Origin of the sequence: Shewanella sp. LC6 (assembly GCF_006385735.2) — a bacterium.
GTDB lineage: Bacteria > Pseudomonadota > Gammaproteobacteria > Enterobacterales > Shewanellaceae > Shewanella > Shewanella xiamenensis.
Genome location: NZ_CP043902.1, coordinates 1,529,600 through 1,545,398 on the forward strand (window position 1 = coordinate 1,529,600; position 15,799 = coordinate 1,545,398).

19 protein-coding genes and 1 tRNA gene are annotated in these 15,799 nt (G+C 43.4%); 13 read left to right on the forward strand and 7 right to left on the reverse strand.

What is annotated here, in order from left to right:
* The first annotated feature begins 102 nt into the window (after window positions 1-102).
* On the forward strand, window positions 103-1,131 hold the full coding sequence (locus tag FJD32_RS06865) for a ketoacyl-ACP synthase III (RefSeq protein WP_069453242.1): 1,029 nt from the start codon (window positions 103-105) through the stop codon (window positions 1,129-1,131).
* A gap of 11 nt (window positions 1,132-1,142) precedes the next feature.
* On the opposite strand, the gene FJD32_RS06870 is transcribed toward FJD32_RS06865, so the two are convergent.
* From FJD32_RS06870 to FJD32_RS06885, 4 genes are all read right to left on the reverse strand, one after another.
* The gene (locus FJD32_RS06870) at window positions 1,143-1,409 is read right to left on the reverse strand and encodes a hypothetical protein (RefSeq protein WP_080612471.1); all 267 of its coding nucleotides are present in this window, start codon (window positions 1,407-1,409) and stop codon (window positions 1,143-1,145) included.
* Window positions 1,402-2,694: a 6-hydroxymethylpterin diphosphokinase MptE-like protein gene (locus FJD32_RS06875; RefSeq protein ID WP_069453241.1), complete on the reverse strand. Its 1,293-nt coding sequence runs from the start codon at window positions 2,692-2,694 to the stop codon at window positions 1,402-1,404. Before FJD32_RS06875 ends, FJD32_RS06870 begins: the two co-directional genes overlap by 8 nt.
* A gap of 47 nt (window positions 2,695-2,741) precedes the next feature.
* Window positions 2,742-2,817 (reverse strand) — tRNA-Arg (locus tag FJD32_RS06880).
* A gap of 55 nt (window positions 2,818-2,872) precedes the next feature.
* Complete coding sequence (locus FJD32_RS06885; protein WP_069453240.1) at window positions 2,873-4,039, reverse strand: flagellar assembly protein FlgT; 1,167 nt, start codon at window positions 4,037-4,039, stop codon at window positions 2,873-2,875.
* Between the two features lie 239 nt (window positions 4,040-4,278).
* Between FJD32_RS06885 and FJD32_RS06890 the strand changes: the two genes are divergently transcribed.
* Window positions 4,279-4,911 (forward strand): FlgO family outer membrane protein, encoded by a 633-nt coding sequence (locus tag FJD32_RS06890; RefSeq protein ID WP_069455311.1) that lies wholly within the window; start codon window positions 4,279-4,281, stop codon window positions 4,909-4,911.
* Window positions 4,908-5,357 (forward strand): LPP20 family lipoprotein, encoded by a 450-nt coding sequence (locus FJD32_RS06895; protein ID WP_037420620.1) that lies wholly within the window; start codon window positions 4,908-4,910, stop codon window positions 5,355-5,357. The genes FJD32_RS06890 and FJD32_RS06895 overlap by 4 nt, the downstream gene beginning before the upstream one ends.
* A 124-nt stretch (window positions 5,358-5,481) precedes the next feature.
* On the opposite strand, the gene FJD32_RS06900 is transcribed toward FJD32_RS06895, so the two are convergent.
* The 3 genes from FJD32_RS06900 to flgA all read right to left on the reverse strand — a co-directional run bounded on the left by FJD32_RS06900 (window position 5,482) and on the right by flgA (window position 7,018).
* Window positions 5,482-5,907, reverse strand: a complete 426-nt coding sequence (locus FJD32_RS06900) for a flagellar protein FlgN (RefSeq protein WP_055647447.1) — start codon at window positions 5,905-5,907, stop codon at window positions 5,482-5,484.
* Between the two features lie 2 nt (window positions 5,908-5,909).
* Window positions 5,910-6,236, reverse strand: a complete 327-nt coding sequence (gene flgM, locus FJD32_RS06905; RefSeq protein ID WP_037420613.1) for a flagellar biosynthesis anti-sigma factor FlgM — start codon at window positions 6,234-6,236, stop codon at window positions 5,910-5,912.
* Window positions 6,237-6,310: 74 nt separating this feature from the next.
* Window positions 6,311-7,018 (reverse strand): flagellar basal body P-ring formation chaperone FlgA, encoded by a 708-nt coding sequence (gene flgA, locus FJD32_RS06910; protein ID WP_037420610.1) that lies wholly within the window; start codon window positions 7,016-7,018, stop codon window positions 6,311-6,313.
* 205 nt (window positions 7,019-7,223) lie between these two features.
* Here flgA and FJD32_RS06915 point away from each other — a divergent pair, with 205 nt between their 5' ends.
* The 10 genes from FJD32_RS06915 to FJD32_RS06960 all read left to right on the forward strand — a co-directional run bounded on the left by FJD32_RS06915 (window position 7,224) and on the right by FJD32_RS06960 (window position 15,792).
* Window positions 7,224-8,144: a chemotaxis protein CheV gene (locus tag FJD32_RS06915; RefSeq protein WP_037420608.1), complete on the forward strand. Its 921-nt coding sequence runs from the start codon at window positions 7,224-7,226 to the stop codon at window positions 8,142-8,144.
* Between the two features lie 102 nt (window positions 8,145-8,246).
* Window positions 8,247-9,086 carry a protein-glutamate O-methyltransferase CheR gene (locus FJD32_RS06920; RefSeq protein ID WP_037420607.1) on the forward strand — a complete coding sequence of 280 codons (840 nt, stop codon included), beginning with the start codon at window positions 8,247-8,249 and terminating at the stop codon, window positions 9,084-9,086.
* Window positions 9,087-9,229: 143 nt separating this feature from the next.
* The gene (gene flgB / locus FJD32_RS06925) at window positions 9,230-9,634 is read left to right on the forward strand and encodes a flagellar basal body rod protein FlgB (RefSeq protein ID WP_037424822.1); all 405 of its coding nucleotides are present in this window, start codon (window positions 9,230-9,232) and stop codon (window positions 9,632-9,634) included.
* A gap of 2 nt (window positions 9,635-9,636) precedes the next feature.
* The gene (gene flgC, locus FJD32_RS06930) at window positions 9,637-10,053 is read left to right on the forward strand and encodes a flagellar basal body rod protein FlgC (RefSeq protein ID WP_011716396.1); all 417 of its coding nucleotides are present in this window, start codon (window positions 9,637-9,639) and stop codon (window positions 10,051-10,053) included.
* A gap of 24 nt (window positions 10,054-10,077) precedes the next feature.
* Entirely contained in the window at window positions 10,078-10,857 is a 780-nt protein-coding gene (flgD, locus tag FJD32_RS06935) for a flagellar hook assembly protein FlgD (protein ID WP_037420602.1), read from the forward strand.
* Window positions 10,858-10,926: 69 nt separating this feature from the next.
* Complete coding sequence (gene flgE, locus FJD32_RS06940) at window positions 10,927-12,288, forward strand: flagellar hook protein FlgE (RefSeq protein WP_205403032.1); 1,362 nt, start codon at window positions 10,927-10,929, stop codon at window positions 12,286-12,288.
* 171 nt (window positions 12,289-12,459) lie between these two features.
* A complete protein-coding gene (gene flgF, locus FJD32_RS06945) occupies window positions 12,460-13,203 on the forward strand; it encodes a flagellar basal-body rod protein FlgF (RefSeq protein ID WP_011716399.1) in 744 nt (247 codons plus the stop codon).
* A 10-nt stretch (window positions 13,204-13,213) separates the two neighbouring features.
* Window positions 13,214-14,002 (forward strand): flagellar basal-body rod protein FlgG, encoded by a 789-nt coding sequence (gene flgG / locus FJD32_RS06950; RefSeq protein WP_011716400.1) that lies wholly within the window; start codon window positions 13,214-13,216, stop codon window positions 14,000-14,002.
* Between the two features lie 12 nt (window positions 14,003-14,014).
* Window positions 14,015-14,689 (forward strand): flagellar basal body L-ring protein FlgH, encoded by a 675-nt coding sequence (gene flgH, locus FJD32_RS06955; RefSeq protein WP_011716401.1) that lies wholly within the window; start codon window positions 14,015-14,017, stop codon window positions 14,687-14,689.
* Between the two features lie 11 nt (window positions 14,690-14,700).
* Window positions 14,701-15,792 (forward strand): flagellar basal body P-ring protein FlgI, encoded by a 1,092-nt coding sequence (locus tag FJD32_RS06960; protein ID WP_055647450.1) that lies wholly within the window; start codon window positions 14,701-14,703, stop codon window positions 15,790-15,792.
* Window positions 15,793-15,799: the final 7 nt, after the last annotated feature.

The window sequence follows — 15,799 nt, forward strand, 5'->3', positions numbered from 1 at the left end:
ATTGGTTTTAACTATAACATTGAATAATATAGCTTGAAAGTACCAAACTTGTTTTGGAAACACTCTAACTTCTTGCTTATAAGGCAAATTTTAGGAATACAGATGACAGTCACTCGAGTTGAAAATGTTACTATCTCTGGAATAGTATCTGTGCTACCCGAAATAGAAAAGTTGAACCGAGACGCCGTTTCTTCTCAAGACTCGCAAGAAATGGCGCGTATTGTTGCTGCTACGGGGATTGAATCGAAACGTGTTGTCAGTCAGGGGCAAACTGCCCTAGATCTTGCCACTAAGGCTTGTGAGTTACTTCTAAGCAGTATGGATTGGGCTGAGGATGACATCGCTATTCTTCTTTTTGTCACTCAAACGCCGGATTATCCTTTGCCTGGTAATGCTGTGCAACTCCAGCATAGACTTGGTTTAGATAAAAACACTTTGGCTTTTGATATTAATTTGGGATGTTCCGGTTTTGTATATGGACTGTGGCAAATATCACAGCTATTAAATACTTTACCGCGGAGCAAAGCTTTACTTGTTGTCGGTGATACAACCAGTCAACAATATAGTGAAAATAATCGTTCAGTTTCTGCACTGTTTGGAGATGCTGTTAGTGCGATTGCGATTGAGAATTGCAAAGATTGTGATGACATGGTTTTTTCCCTTGGAACTGATGGTGCTGGCACTCCTTATCTGATTCAGCCTTTCGGAGGCGCAAAAAAACCTGATGAAAAATTCGAACTGTTTATGGATGGTATGCAAGTTTTTGTATTTACCCTAAGAGAGGTTCCAAAATCAATTCAATCATGCTTATTTGAAAAAAAATGGCAAGTGAATGAAGTTGATTTCTGCGTAATGCACCAAGCAAATGAAATGATGTTAAAGCGATTAGGTGATAAAGTCGGATTCGCCGAAGAGCAAGTGATTATATCTATGCGAAAAGTGGGTAATACGAGTTCTGCATCGATCCCATTAGCCTTATGCTTGTCTCTTTCTGAAGAGCTGCTTACCCGAAAAAATAAACTAGTTCTTTCGGGGTTTGGTGTAGGCTGGTCCTGGGGAAGTGTTGCATTGACTTTAGATAAATTATCCGTTTGTACTTTAATAGACCTATCGCTCAACTCTAATTTGTAAATAATGCTCCATTAAGATATGTTAGTTAGCATATCGGGGATTTCAAACTCTAGATAATCAGCCAGTGACAACCAATCTGATCTTTCATGTGCAGACAACATTTGAGGTAATAAAGATGCGATTCTGCTTTTCTCCATGTCAGTACTGATAATAGTCTCTAGTTTATCAAGACACATTCGAAGATGCTTAGCTCCTTGAGCTTCTTCCCCTAGCCTAAGATGTTTTGATGTGATTAGTAAGTCATTTATTAGCAGAGTTATTTCAACATTCTTATTCATTTGTGAAGTCCTTGTACTGCGCTCCTAGTATTCTGGCGCCATCTAGCGAGGATTGATAAAATTTTATGTTAGGTTTAATTTTTATATAGCGTTCTAAGCTTCTCAAATATCCTCTAAAGTTTAAATCAGTTTCCACTCTATCACCACGTCCATTAAGGACCCAATGTTTGGCATTATTTATTTTTGGTCCCAAAGAACCATCAGGCCAGAATGCATGAGTTTTATTCTTTGCATAACAAAAGTCACAACCAAACATGGATATCTCATAAGCACCTAAATAAGCTGCTAGATCTATAATAGGGTGAATTACACTACCATTAGTATATAAGCGCAATTTTGGTTGGTAGTTTGATAGAGTATCGTATCTAGCATGTTTTGAATATGCACAATATCTAGTTCCCCTCCATTCTCTAATAATGTCAGGTGATATAGTTGGAAAATACACTAATGAAATATTTTCTGTATCCTCAATAGGCATATGGTCTAGACGAATATTTATATCAATACTAACAACAATATCTGGATAGATGCCATGATTTACTAACCCTTTTAATGAAGTGTCGGCAGCAATCATTAATGGTCTTGTGTTGTCTGGTAACTGTCGCTGTTTTAGCAAAAAATCATAGTGATCTTCTAGTGTTGGGCCTGAGGCTATAACATGACACCGAGGTTTCTTATAATACTGTATAAGCAAGTCTGCACTTGGATCATTTTCAATATTTTTTGAATTACTGTTAAATCGAAACTCAACTTTGTCGTTATTAAGGTGTTGCTGATTAGCATAATTACGATTTAGCTCATATACAATTAAATCTCGAATAATAGCATTTTCATTGCTAACTAAATTGAGTTCTGGTGTGATTGCAATATAAGGAAAACTTAGAGTTTTTCCTGCTTGCTCATACAAGTTCACATTCGGATGACTGAGCCATTCCCTCTGATCGGTGTAACAAAGCAGTAATGCGAATACGGCTAAGTTTAAAATGCAAACTTCGATTTTTTGATATTGCGAATTATCCGTTAATAGACTCGGCACATCTCCCATTCCTACCCCATAAACCGTGACTTGGTGAACATTTGAGGGAAGGGTACTAATAAACAGCTGTGCTTCAGCGATACGGTCATGGCGACTGCTGAGCTGAATGCCATTAACACTGATAGTTTGGTTTTGGCCTTGGACTAAGTGCGCATCAAGATGGTCAATTGATTGGCTTTTTATCGCTGCAGCCACAATTGGCCAGCGTTTAGCGATAATATTCAGATTAGTGGTAAATAGTTCAGTCATTCCGTTTCCTCGGAAGCTTTCGTGTTGATATTACCGACATCACTATCTGGTCTCTCCACAGGGACTCGAACCCCGATCGGCCGCTTAGGAGGCGGCTGCTCTATCCTGTTGAGCTATGAAGAGACGCTGGTGATTATACTGGTTTTATCTTTGATTAAAAGGCTTATGATTTAGTTGCTTAAATCTTAAGCGCGATGTCGTTTATCTGTACATTGTAAGCCGCATTTTGGTCAACGAGGACCGCAGTTGCACTTTCTTCGCTGACTTGTTCGATTTTTACCGTTGCTCGGCTCTTGGTGGCGACGGCACGCATTTCGTTGAGTCTATCGGGCAAGTTTTGTTGTAACACGACCTGGAATTTATCGCCAACTCGAATGCCGTGTTTGCGACCTAAGTTGAGGATAATTCTATCGCCTTGACGGCTGACAACTTGCCCTAACAGTGGTCTGCAATTGAGCGTCTTGTCTATATCTCGGGTTGCTTCTTGCATGATTTGGCTGATATTTCTGCCATAGGATGAACGCCAAAATCGGTCACTATTAGGGGCTATGATGGCCTGTTCTTCAAACTCCCACGGGGCAGAGGTACTGTAGGTTTTGCTCCACACTTCCTCGCCGCTAATGCCGTGAAAGAGGCTGAGTTTAAATTGGAATTGTCTGAGTGGTGCTTCATCCCACCATCCCATAAAGGTTGATTGCACAGGCTCAGTCGATATATCGATGATTTGTGGCAATAAAATATATTGGCTATCGGTGATTTCACTCAACCAACTGGGGAGTCGATAGCCGCGGATATCGACGAGTTCCTGTGCAATATCAAGCCGTTCTTTGGCATGGATATGGCTAAAACCAGTAGATGAGTAGCCATCAATACTATTACTCAGTTTCTCGGAGATGACTTCTTCAAATCCCGATAATTGTCCGTAGCGTAACTGTGCTCGGTCTTTTATTTGCGCTTGGGGAATTAAGATGGCGGCCTTTAATTGGCCTGCCGGGCATTGCTGGGTTGGGTCATCATTGAGATCTAGCCTGAGGGATACATAGATTTTATTGCCTTGAATACGCTCGCTCACCAATTGAATGCTAATCGCCTGGGCATAACGATTAATCGCAAAGCTGTTTTGCGTTAAGTTGCCGTTAGTCGTTTGCTGCTCGCTGGTGATTTGGATACCGGTACTGAGCGTGGCATAACTCACCGCTTGATTGATGGCTTCTTCACGTGCTTGGGCGATGTTGCCATTGGTGATCACCGCTTCTCCACTGGCCTCGACCCATTCGGCGTTTGTCTGTGCAGCAAATAGCAGTAGGCTGCTGATTATGAGCAAGTTCTTTCTTAGTATGTTCATCAATAAGCCCTTAACTAAAATTGCTGGGATGAGTCAGTTTACTGGCAGTACTTTATTGCTCTAAGCAAATTGTATGCCTGATTTATCGTGGTCTAGGGATAAAGTTATCAATGGATTTGTCGATAATCTGAAGAGTTCATTAAGCGCAATATTTTGACTTGGTCTAATATTTGCTTGATTTACGCCAAAGACCGCGACTTCATGTGAGTCGCATTGATTTAGACGATGAGGTTATTCCAATGCTGAAGCGTGCATTTATTCCTCTGGCACTTGTGGTGCTGGTAGGTTGTACGACGAAACCCGTTGTACCGCCCAAACCTAGCCTAGTTGATGGCAATGGTTTGCCGCCGACAGCGGTGATTAATCATTTAGCGCAGCGTATTGTGACTGAGCTAGTCAAGCAAAATGATGCATTGCGTCCTGATCAACCTATTGTTGTAACTACACCAGTATTAGTTGGCGACATGACGAGTACGAATGCGGTTGCGCTGCAATTGCAGCAGGGACTCATGGCATCGTTGCACAGTTTTCAATTTAATGTGGTGGAGTTAAATCTCGCTGATGGACTGCGTGTTACTGGTGAGGGCGATTTTATTTTGACGCGTGACTGGCAAAAATTGTCTACTAATTTGCCTGTTGACCATATTGTGGTATCCACAATGAGCCCGACGACCAATGGCTTAGCCATTAATACTCGAATCGTTACCTTAAGTAACAACCGAGTGGTGTCAGCTTCACAGACCTTTGTGACACAAAAAGAATTAAGCAATTATATGCAGCCCTCTGAGCAAGTGATCTCCCACGATGGGATTTTATATCGTCAGTCGGCTCCCGGTATGAATGAAGTGCGTGTATTAGGAGATGGAAAATGAAACGCTACCTGTTAGTGATTGCGGCGCTTCTACTGACAAGTTGTGCCTCTAGAGACAAGTATGTGCAGTGGGAAGATGTTCCTCCATCTAGCTTCCCTAAACTAACGGCCATTGGTTATGCCCCGTTAGCGACTCAACCAGCGAAAGAGCAATCTCAAAGAATGTTGATGGCGATGCAAGCATCCAAAATTGTGGCTTACCGTGAGCTAGCTGAACAAGTATATGGTCAAAAGATCACCGCTAACAGCAGTGTCAGTGATTGGATGCTAACCGATGATAATGTTAAAGCTTCAGTCACTGGGGTGATCCGCGGCGCAAGAGTAGTTAAAAGTTATCCCGCAGGTGAGCATTATGTTACTGAGTTAGAACTTGATTTTTCTAAGGTATGGCAAATCTATCAGCAGCAGAGTCGGCCACAGAGAATTAAAGAAGTCACTTACTTTTAAGGTGTCATCTCCTATCAACCAGAAGACAAGCATGTCAGATGGTTTGGGTACGGATCATCGATAAACAAAAACCGCGCTTACTATGCGCGGTTTTTGTTAGAAATCCGTTTGTTCTTATAACGCTTTACGCTTTTAGATCATTGCCTAAGCTTGAGATTGTCGAGGTTTTACCTTTATCGTTATACGTCAGCGTGGTGGCATTTCGGCTCGCCTGCAAGGCTTGTGCAAAGCGGTTTAGGCTTGCAAGATTCATCTCGATCAAACTAGCATTTTGCGCGTTGAGATCTTTGCATTCCGCGAGAGCCTCTTTAATCACTGCCATTTTATCGGATAGCTCAACTTGCTCCGTGAGTAAGGCTTTATCGCTGTGACTAGCCAGCAAGTCATCATTTGCTTTAAGGGCTTGTAGACATGTTGATTTTTGCTCAGCAAGCGACAAAAGGAAATCGGCGTTTTGGTCAACCAAAGCGCCTTTTTCCTTAAGAATAATTTGTTTAAGAACAGCCAAATGGGCGTGTTGTTGATCTACCAGTTTAGCTATTTCTGTCATAGTTACTCTTTATTAAGCTCATTTAATTCTGCTTCGAAGCTGGCAATATTCGCAGCCAACTTTTCGGGATCAATTTTATAACGACCTTCGGCAATGGCTTGTTTTATTTCGGCCACCTTCTTTTGGTCGACTTCAGGTAGACTGGCCATTTTGGTTTGAGCTCCTTGTAACTGTTGAGCTTGAGCCGTAATGACAACAGAGTCACCTTTTAGTTGAGTTGATTTAGCCGCTACCTGAGAGGTTTTCTCGCTTTCGCTGCTTTGTTTAGTGCTGTTTGAACGGACTTGTGCGGCCGCTCCGGCGTTAAATTTGCTAATATCAATTGCCATTTTAGGCTCCAGCGTCATGTATACGGATTTCTTAACTGGGGTATCGGCAGCTTATCGAAAAGCTTTAGCTTATTTTACATTCTAACTTCTACTTCGCCAATCGCCGTAATTATGGCATCTAGCTCTTTGTTAGAACTGCTATTTTTGATTCGAATTTGGTCGCCGATATTACCATCTTGCAGCGCCTCTCCCACAGTTTTTAGTACGAAGTTATTTGAACGCACATAAATCGACACTGTGTCATTTTTACAGACAAAGCAAAGGTTGTTCGCAAAAATAGGATAATTTTTCGCGACTCGGCGTTTAACTCTAACGCCTGTAAGCTGATTAGTATCGCTAAATTGCATACCACGCAAACTATTTTGGTCAACATAGCGGATCTCGACCTGTGAAGGACTGATTAATTCACCTGGCGCTAAGGTTTCGGTTGCGACCACAACAGGAAAAAGAATGTCTACTCTAACAGACATAAAAATCTGCCAAGGGTAGGCGAGATCGGGGGTATCACAACTGACTTTTATGGTGTTATTACGGCTAATTTCGCGTTCTGAAGCTAATTCGACCCTTATTGGTGATGTGCACTGTGCTGGCAGCATTCGGTTATCGACCGTTTGTGGATTAATGTCGACTTTCGCATTTGCAGGTACAGCAATCTTTTCATTAATAAGGGCTTTAGCTAATTCGGATATCGCCGATACGCTAGGTATCACGGGTTCAGCCTTAGCTGCCGTGGATAGAAAAAGTGCGAAAATACTCAAAAAATAGACTAAATTTACTTTCATAATGAAGAGACTAGCTTGTAACGCCAGAATACACCTATACTTTTATCAAGCGTGAAACTGTTCAATGCTTCTTTCTTAGATTTTTGGTGTCAGAAGTTTGACTTAGTTTCAACTATGTTTATCGATAACAAGACGTAAGCAATTAATATGCCTATACTCAAACGAGTTTTAGGGCCGTACATAAACAGAACAACAAGGCAGAGTTATGTCGAGTATTCTTGATTCAGTCAACAAACGAACCCAACTCGTAGGTCAAAACCGGCTAGAACTATTGCTATTTAAGTTAAATGGTCGTCAACGGTTTGGGATAAACGTATTTAAAGTGAAAGAGGTTTTGCAATGCCCGCCATTAACGACATTGCCTAAACTCAATCCTTACGTCAAAGGAGTTGCCCATATTCGCGGTACAACTATTTCTGTTATCGATCTGAGTGCGGCAACGGGGGGGCGTCCGTTAGCGAGCACTGAAAATTGCTTTATCATCATTTCGGAATATAACCGTAGTGTGCAGGGGTTCTTGGTTAGTTCTGTTGAACGTATTATCAACATGAACTGGGAAGCCATTATGCCGCCACCGCAAGGTGCTGGGCGTTATTCCTATTTAACCGCGGTTACCGAGATTGAAGGTGAATTGGTTGAAATCTTGGATGTTGAAAAGATTTTAGATGAAATCTCACCTGTCAAAACGGCCATTAGTGAAGAGGTTAATGAGCAACTTACTCTCGATAGAAGTCAGCATTACCATATTATGGTGATTGATGATTCTGCGGTGGCACGCAAGCAAATTATTCGGTCGTTAGAGTCGTTAAATTTACAAATTGACACGGCAAAAGATGGTCGTGAGGCACTTGATAAGCTCAAGGCCATTGCAAGTGAAATGAATAACGTTGCCGATGAAATTCCACTCATTATCTCCGATATTGAGATGCCCGAAATGGATGGTTATACCTTAACGGCTGAGATCCGTGATGATCCTAAGCTTAAAAATATCAAGGTGGTACTGCACACCTCATTAAGCGGTGTCTTTAACCAAGCCATGGTACAAAAGGTTGGTGCCAATGACTTTATCGCAAAATTTAACCCTGACGAATTAGCTGCGGCAGTGAACAAGCATTTAAGTTTGTAGTGAGAGTGTGGGTTAGTGCCTAGTTGAGCTTTACGCTATAATCTAGCCCTTATTACATGATTGTTGTGCACTTATTTTGGTGCTTGCTATAGGATCTAGGACGTGAATGTGCCTGATAAATCACTCGCTGAAGCAGAATATAATCAATTTAGGTTGTTCTTAGAACAACATAGCGGCATCGTGCTAGGTGAAAATAAACAATACCTCGTACGTAGTCGTCTCGCGCCATTGATGGGCAAATATAACCTTCCTTCGTTATCCGATGTGGTAAAGCATTCGATGAAACCCACGGAACGAGCTTTACGAGCTGAAGTTATTGATGCCATGACCACTAATGAAACCTTATGGTTTCGTGACCGTTATCCATTTGAATTGCTTAATAATGTGCTATTACCAGAATACAGTAAGTTAGGTAGACCTTTAAAAATATGGTCTGCAGCTTGCTCGTCGGGTCAAGAGCCATATTCTTTAGCGATGACCATATTAGAGTACCAGCAAAAAAAACCTGGGGCGCTGCCTGGTGGTGCCTCGATTCAGGCAACGGATCTTTCGCCTTCTATGTTGGAGCGTTGTAAAAATGCTGAGTATGATAGTTTAGCGTTAGCACGTGGATTGTCTGAAGAACGTAAGCGGCAGTTTTTTGATGCTTTGCCTTCTGGCAACATGCGCATAAAAGATAACGTTAAACGTCTCGTCAATTTCCGAGCTCATAACTTGCTCGAGAGTTACACTTTGTTGGGTAAGTTTGACATTATTTTTTGCCGAAATGTGTTGATCTATTTTGCCCCTGAGGCAAAAGCAAAAATTTTGCGGCAATTTGCTGCCGCGTTAAATCCCAAAGGTATCCTCTTTTTAGGCGCATCCGAATCCATTGCTGGCCTTACTGATGAATTTGATATGGTTCGTTGTAACCCTGGCATTTATTACCAAAAGAAAACTTAAGGATTTGATTTTAATTGATAATTACCGGCATAGTTCGGTAATTTTTTTATCTGCTATATCCCTCACAAACTTTATTACCTCCCATAAAAGTATTGGCACATGAATTGCTTTGTTCCCGTGAGTGACACGATGGAGGCAATTTTATGGCGATTAATTTTGATAAGGCACTGGGTGTTCACCAATTCACGTTGGGGATCCGTGCTGAGCGGGCTGAAGTGATTTCAAGCAATATCGCAAATGCTGATACGCCACATTATAAAGCCCGTGACGTCGATTTTTCTGCCGCCTTAAATGTTGCTAAAACCCAGCAACAACAGCGTAATAGCTTAGAGATGACCGCTGATGAGCAGCATTTTGGGCTAGCGCAGCTAACCGGGCAGTACGTTAAATTTCGAGTGCCGAATCAACCCGATACTGGGGATGGCAATACTGTCGACGTTCAACAAGAGCAATCAGCATTTATGCAAAATGCTCTCGAATATCAAATGTCTCTGGGGTTTTTAGACAGTAAATTTAGCGGTATGAAAAAAGCGCTGAGAGGGGATTAATCATGAGTTTATTTAATATCTTCGATGTTGCGGGGTCTGGCATGTCAGCCCAGTCTCTGCGGCTAAATACTACCGCGAGTAACATTGCTAACGCAGATTCAGTCTCCAGCAGTGTAGATAAAACTTACCGTTCTCGTCATCCTATTTTCGAAGCAGAAATGGCCAAGGCGCAAAGTCAGCAACAAGCTTCCCAAGGTGTCACGGTGAAAGGCATAGTCGAGAGTGATAAGCCCCTATTAAAAGAGTATTCGCCGGATCATCCGATGGCGGATGCTGATGGCTTTATTTACAAACCAAATGTCAATGTCATGGAAGAAATGGCTGACATGATTTCAGCTTCTCGCTCATATCAGATGAATGTTCAAGTGGCTGAGGCGGCAAAATCTATGCTGCAACAAACACTTGGGATGGGTAAATAATATGCGTTATTTAGGAGGTACGTTGTGAGCCTCATTAACCAACTGAGTCAAACCTCATCGCAGCTGACTCAAACAAACACTCAATCGAATACGGTATCAACCAATACCACGAAAACCTCGACTAGCTCGACAGGTAACCCATTTTTGGATGGATTACGTTTGCCGAATAGTTCTGCTGTTCCAGAGGCTAAGAGTCAGCAGCTCACTCAAGAGGATTTTTTCTCATTACTCAGCCAGCAGTTATCGATGCAGGATCCCTTCAAGCCCGTTGATAACGACCAGATGATTGCACAAATGGCATCTTTTTCTACAGTCGATGGCATTTCTAAGTTAAATGATCAAATCGTTAATTTAAACAGTGTGATGACATCAAGCCAAGCTTTGCAAGCATCGGGATTAGTTGGGCGAAAAGTGCTGTTACCGACAGATACGGGTTATATCTCTGCAGAAAGCCCAGGCTTAAATGGTGTGATCAGTACTTCAGAGAAAATTCCCGTCATTAATGTTCGAATCGAAGATGATAAAGGGCAAGTCGTTAGAACATTTACTGTTGATGGTAGTAAGGGTGGTAACACTGATGTCAAGTGGGATGGTTTGAATGATAAAGGAGAACCCGTTGCTGCAGGTAATTACTCGATTAAAGCATCGGGTTTGGTGAATGATAAATCACAAGCGTTAGCTGTATCGACCTATGCGCATGTGACCAGTGTTTCTTTAGGTACTGCAGCGACTGGCGCCATTTTAAATCTCAAGGGTGGAATGGCCTTTAAACTGTCGGATGTACTTGCGATTAGTGAAGTTTAATCGTTATCAAGATTGTAAATGGACATCACACTTGTCCATCATTGAATTGAGCAAATGTAGAGGTGAATTATGTCGTTTAACATTGCATTGAGTGGCATTTCTGCTGCGCAGAAAGATTTGAATACTACTGCGAACAATATCGCGAATGCTAACACCATTGGCTTTAAAGAGTCGCGTGCTGAATTTGCGGATGTTTACGCTAATTCAATTTTCTCAAACTCAAAAACCGCTGTGGGTGGCGGTGTGGCTACGAGCCAAGTGGCGCAGCAATTCCACCAAGGTAGTTTGCAACTGACGAATAACTCGTTAGATTTAGCGATTAAAGGCGGTGGCTTTTTTGTAACTGCGTCCGAGATAGGTACCTTGGATCATCAGTTTACTCGGGCAGGTGCTTTCAAAGTCGACAAAAATAATTATATGGTTGACTCAGCAGGGAATTTTTTGCAGACCTTTCCAGTAGATAAAGATGGTAACTCTACCTCTGTCAGTTTAACGACAGCTAAGCCAGTACAAATTCCTGATACTGCAGGTAGCCCTGTTCAAACTGAAAACGTGACTTTGCAGATGAATTTAAATGCAAAAGAAGGTTCACTCGATCCTGCTGCTTTTGATCCCTTAGACTCCAAAACCTATAACAGTGTGACATCCATGACGATTTATGACTCTCTGGGTGAGCCACATATCATGACGACCTATTTCGTCAAGCCAAATAATGGCTCATATAATGGTGAAAACAACTGGGTTGCATACTATGCCATTGATGGTAAACAAGTTGATATTTCTGGCCCTGCTGGTACATATCAGACTGACACCAATGGTGATGGCACTCCCGATGCCTCTGGCACAGCTCAAACGGCTGGCGGCTGGAAGGGATCGGTTCTGAAGTTTAATTCTGTCGATGTGTATACTGGGAGTGATCCGGCAGTCGTTGCCACCGAAGCGCTAGGGGTTGGCGGCGCTGGTGTGTTAGGCCCTGGTGCTGATGGCACTCAAGCCGTGACTATTAAATTTAATGCACCAACCCAATATTCAGCTCCTTTTGCCGCCACTGAATTGTCACAGGACGGTACCACAGTAGGGCGTTTAACCAATGTCGAAATTGGTGAAGATGGTTTGATCACTGCCAGTTATTCCAATGGTTCAACAGTGCCATTAGCCCGCGTTGCTTTAGTTCGCTTTGCAAACGAGCAAGGTTTGACACAAGTGGGTAATACCTCGTGGAAAGCCAGTTTATCGTCAGGTCCTGCGCTGGCTGGTGAGCCTAACAGTGGTACGTTTGGTAGTCTCAGTTCTTCAGCGTTAGAGCAATCTAACATTGACTTGACGACTGAGCTGGTGGATTTGATTTCGGCACAACGTAACTTCCAAGCCAACTCACGTACGCTGGAAGTGAATAACACTCTGCAACAAACTGTTCTGCAAATTCGTTAAGTTAATCTTGCCTCTGCTAAGTGTTGCCGCAAGCGGCAACACTTAGCCTCTTTCTGTTGTGCATTCATTCGTTTATTAAAATCTCCTAATTTATCAGTTAACTAGCTGCTTATTTTATTGGCATGATGCTTGCTTTGCTATTGTCAGGTTGAAACTTTGACGGAGCAGTCTGTGGACAAATTCCTTTATATCTCCATGAGCGGCGCTAAGCAAAATATGAATGAGTTGGCGTTGCGTGCCAACAACTTAGCCAACGCAAATACCGATGGATTTAAGTCGGATATGGCGCAAGCCAGATCGATGCAAGCCTTTGGTGAAGGATTGCCGACAAGGGTCTTTGCCATGGTTGAAACCCCCTCCGCCAATTTTCGTTCGGGCCCGATTAAATCTACTGGACGCGATCTTGACGTTGCCATTAAAGGTGACGGTTGGTTTGCCGTGCAAGCACAGGATGGTAGTGAAGCTTATACCCGTTCTGGCAGTCTCAGTTTTGACTCAACAGGTTTATTGCATAACGACCGTGGTAATCCCGTGATGGGTGATGCCGGACCGATTGTGTTACCGCTGCCAATTGAAAAGGTCACTATTTCACAGGATGGGATTATCTCTGTTCGTCCTCAAGGTGCGACGACAGAAGTCGTCGAAGAGGTAGGAAGATTAAAGTTAGTAAACCCTGGCAATGCACAAATGATGCGCGGCGAGGATGGGTTGTTCCGTTTGGTATCCGGTGATCCGGCGCCTGCCGATCCTAGTGTATTTGTTGAAAGTGGTGCTGTAGAGGGCAGTAACGTCAACCCCGTGGATGAGATGGTGTCCTTAATCGACCTACAGCGACAATTTGAATTGCAAGTGAAGATGATGAAAACCGCGGAAGAAAATGACCGCGCTTCATCCTCATTAATGCGGATTAGTTAGGAGATAAATTATGCATCCAGCGTTATGGATTAGTAAAACTGGCTTAGACGCACAGCAAACCGATATTGCGGTGATTTCAAACAACGTCGCTAACGCCAGCACTGTGGGCTATAAAAAAAGCCGCGCGGTATTTGAGGACTTACTTTATCAAACTGTTAACCAAGCGGGTGGGATCAGCGCCTCTAACACTAAGTTGCCAAACGGTTTGAACATTGGTGCGGGTACCAAGGTGGTAGCCACCCAAAAAATGTTTACCCAAGGCAATATGCTGACCACGGATAACTCGCTCGATTTGATGATTGAAGGCCCAGGATTTTTCGAAGTGCAGCTCCCCGATGGGACTACGGCTTATACCCGTAATGGTCAATTTACCTTAGATGATACTGGGCAAATTGTCACACCGGGTTCGGGTTATGTGTTGCAACCTGCGATCACTATTCCTGAGGATGCAACCAGTATTACTGTCTCTGCTGAAGGGGAAGTCTCGGTAAAAACACCAGGTGCGGCGGAAAACCAAGTCGTTGGGCAGCTCAGTATGACCGACTTTATTAACCCGTCGGGTTTAGATCCTATGGGACAAAACCTATACACCGAAACTGGTGCGAGTGGTACGCCTATTCAAGGCACTGCATCACTTGATGGTATGGGAGCGATTCGTCAAGGTGCGTTAGAAACCTCTAACGTGAACGTGACCGAAGAGCTAGTTAACCTCATTGAAAGTCAGCGGATCTACGAGATGAACTCCAAAGTGATTTCGGCGGTCGATCAGATGCTGGCTTATGTGAATCAGAATCTATAGAGGCACATGATCATGGCTAGATATCTACTATTGGCTAGTACGCTCTTGCTGGCGGCATGTAGTTCAACTCCAAAGAAGCCGATTGCGGATGATCCCTTCTATGCCCCAGTTTATCCCGAAGCACCACCGACTAAAATTGCTGCAACGGGGTCGATTTACCAAGATAGCCAAGCGGCGAGTCTTTACTCGGATATTCGTGCCCATAAAGTCGGTGACATTATCACTATCGTGTTGAAAGAAGCGACTCAGGCGAAAAAGAGTGCCGGTAATCAGATCAAAAAAGGTTCTGATATGACACTCGATCCCATTTATGCCGGTGGGAGCAATGTGTCTTTAGGCGGTATTCCCCTCGATTTACGCTACAAAGACAGCATGAATACTAAGCGTGAATCCGATGCAGATCAAAGCAATAGCTTAGATGGCAGTATCTCCGCCAATATTATGCAAGTGCTCAATAACGGTAACTTAGTTGTGCGCGGTGAAAAGTGGATTTCAATCAACAATGGTGATGAGTTTATTCGCGTGACCGGTATTGTACGCTCGCAGGATATCAAGCCAGATAACACCATTGATTCAACCCGTATGGCCAATGCGCGTATTCAATATAGCGGTACTGGTACTTTCGCCGAAGCGCAAAAAGTGGGCTGGTTAAGCCAGTTCTTTATGAGCGATTGGTGGCCCTTCTAAGGAGTCATATCATGAAATATAAACTCATTTTGGCCGTTGTTATGTTAGCGTTTTCGATGCCAAGCCAGGCTGAACGCATTAAAGATATTGCTAATGTGCAAGGGGTACGAAATAACCAGTTAATTGGTTATGGCTTAGTCGTGGGGTTACCTGGTACGGGTGAGAAAACCAATTACACAGAGCAAACATTCACCACCATGCTTAAAAATTTCGGCATCAATTTGCCTGAAAATTTTAGACCCAAAATCAAAAACGTAGCCGTGGTTGCTGTGCATGCCGATATGCCAGCGTTTATTAAACCGGGCCAAGAATTGGATGTGACCGTTTCAAGCCTCGGTGAAGCAAAAAGCTTACGTGGTGGGACGTTATTGCAAACCTTCCTCAAAGGGGTTGATGGCAATGTATATGCGATTGCCCAAGGCAGCTTAGTGGTAAGTGGTTTTAGTGCCGATGGTTTGGATGGTTCGAAAGTGATTCAAAACACGCCAACGGTTGGCCGTATTCCTAACGGCGCAATTGTTGAACGCACTGTGGCTACGCCGTTTTCTACTGGCGATTATTTGACGTTTAACCTACGTCGCTCGGATTTTTCGACCGCGCAGCGTATGGCCGATGCGATTAATGATCTGCTCGGCCCTGATATGGCACGCCCATTGGATGCAACGTCGATTCAGGTCAGTGCACCAAGGGATGTATCACAACGGGTGTCTTTTTTAGCTACGCTCGAAAATATTGAGGTGGAACCTGCTGAGGAGTCTGCCAAAGTGATTGTGAATTCGCGTACTGGCACGATAGTCGTTGGGCAGAACGTCAAGTTATTACCTGCGGCTGTGACTCATGGTGGTTTGACTGTGACGATCGCCGAAGCGACTCAGGTGTCTCAGCCAAATGCGCTAGCCAATGGCCAAACAACAGTGACCAGCAATAGCACGATAAATGCGACTGAAAGTGATCGTCGGATGTTTATGTTTAATCCCGGCACGACCTTAGATGAATTAGTGCGCGCCGTGAATTTGGTCGGTGCAGCCCCTTCTGATGTCCTTGCCATTCTGGAAGCGTTAAAAGTGGCAGGAGCTTTGCATGGTGAACTTATCATCATCTAATTTCTGT

Excerpts from the sequence above, each read along its gene's own strand:
- FJD32_RS06865 (WP_069453242.1), top strand. The coding sequence starts at position 103 with ATGACAGTCACTCGAGTTGAAAATGTTACTATCTCTGGAATAGTATCT.
- FJD32_RS06870 (WP_080612471.1), bottom strand. The coding sequence starts at position 1,409 with ATGAATAAGAATGTTGAAATAACTCTGCTAATAAATGACTTACTAATC.
- FJD32_RS06875 (WP_069453241.1), bottom strand. The coding sequence starts at position 2,694 with ATGACTGAACTATTTACCACTAATCTGAATATTATCGCTAAACGCTGG.
- FJD32_RS06885 (WP_069453240.1), bottom strand. The coding sequence starts at position 4,039 with ATGAACATACTAAGAAAGAACTTGCTCATAATCAGCAGCCTACTGCTA.
- FJD32_RS06890 (WP_069455311.1), top strand. The coding sequence starts at position 4,279 with ATGCTGAAGCGTGCATTTATTCCTCTGGCACTTGTGGTGCTGGTAGGT.
- FJD32_RS06895 (WP_037420620.1), top strand. The coding sequence starts at position 4,908 with ATGAAACGCTACCTGTTAGTGATTGCGGCGCTTCTACTGACAAGTTGT.
- FJD32_RS06900 (WP_055647447.1), bottom strand. The coding sequence starts at position 5,907 with ATGACAGAAATAGCTAAACTGGTAGATCAACAACACGCCCATTTGGCT.
- flgM (WP_037420613.1), bottom strand. The coding sequence starts at position 6,236 with ATGGCAATTGATATTAGCAAATTTAACGCCGGAGCGGCCGCACAAGTC.
- flgA (WP_037420610.1), bottom strand. The coding sequence starts at position 7,018 with ATGAAAGTAAATTTAGTCTATTTTTTGAGTATTTTCGCACTTTTTCTA.
- FJD32_RS06915 (WP_037420608.1), top strand. The coding sequence starts at position 7,224 with ATGTCGAGTATTCTTGATTCAGTCAACAAACGAACCCAACTCGTAGGT.
- flgB (WP_037424822.1), top strand. The coding sequence starts at position 9,230 with ATGGCGATTAATTTTGATAAGGCACTGGGTGTTCACCAATTCACGTTG.
- flgC (WP_011716396.1), top strand. The coding sequence starts at position 9,637 with ATGAGTTTATTTAATATCTTCGATGTTGCGGGGTCTGGCATGTCAGCC.
- flgE (WP_205403032.1), top strand. The coding sequence starts at position 10,927 with ATGTCGTTTAACATTGCATTGAGTGGCATTTCTGCTGCGCAGAAAGAT.
- flgG (WP_011716400.1), top strand. The coding sequence starts at position 13,214 with ATGCATCCAGCGTTATGGATTAGTAAAACTGGCTTAGACGCACAGCAA.
- flgH (WP_011716401.1), top strand. The coding sequence starts at position 14,015 with ATGGCTAGATATCTACTATTGGCTAGTACGCTCTTGCTGGCGGCATGT.
- FJD32_RS06960 (WP_055647450.1), top strand. The coding sequence starts at position 14,701 with ATGAAATATAAACTCATTTTGGCCGTTGTTATGTTAGCGTTTTCGATG.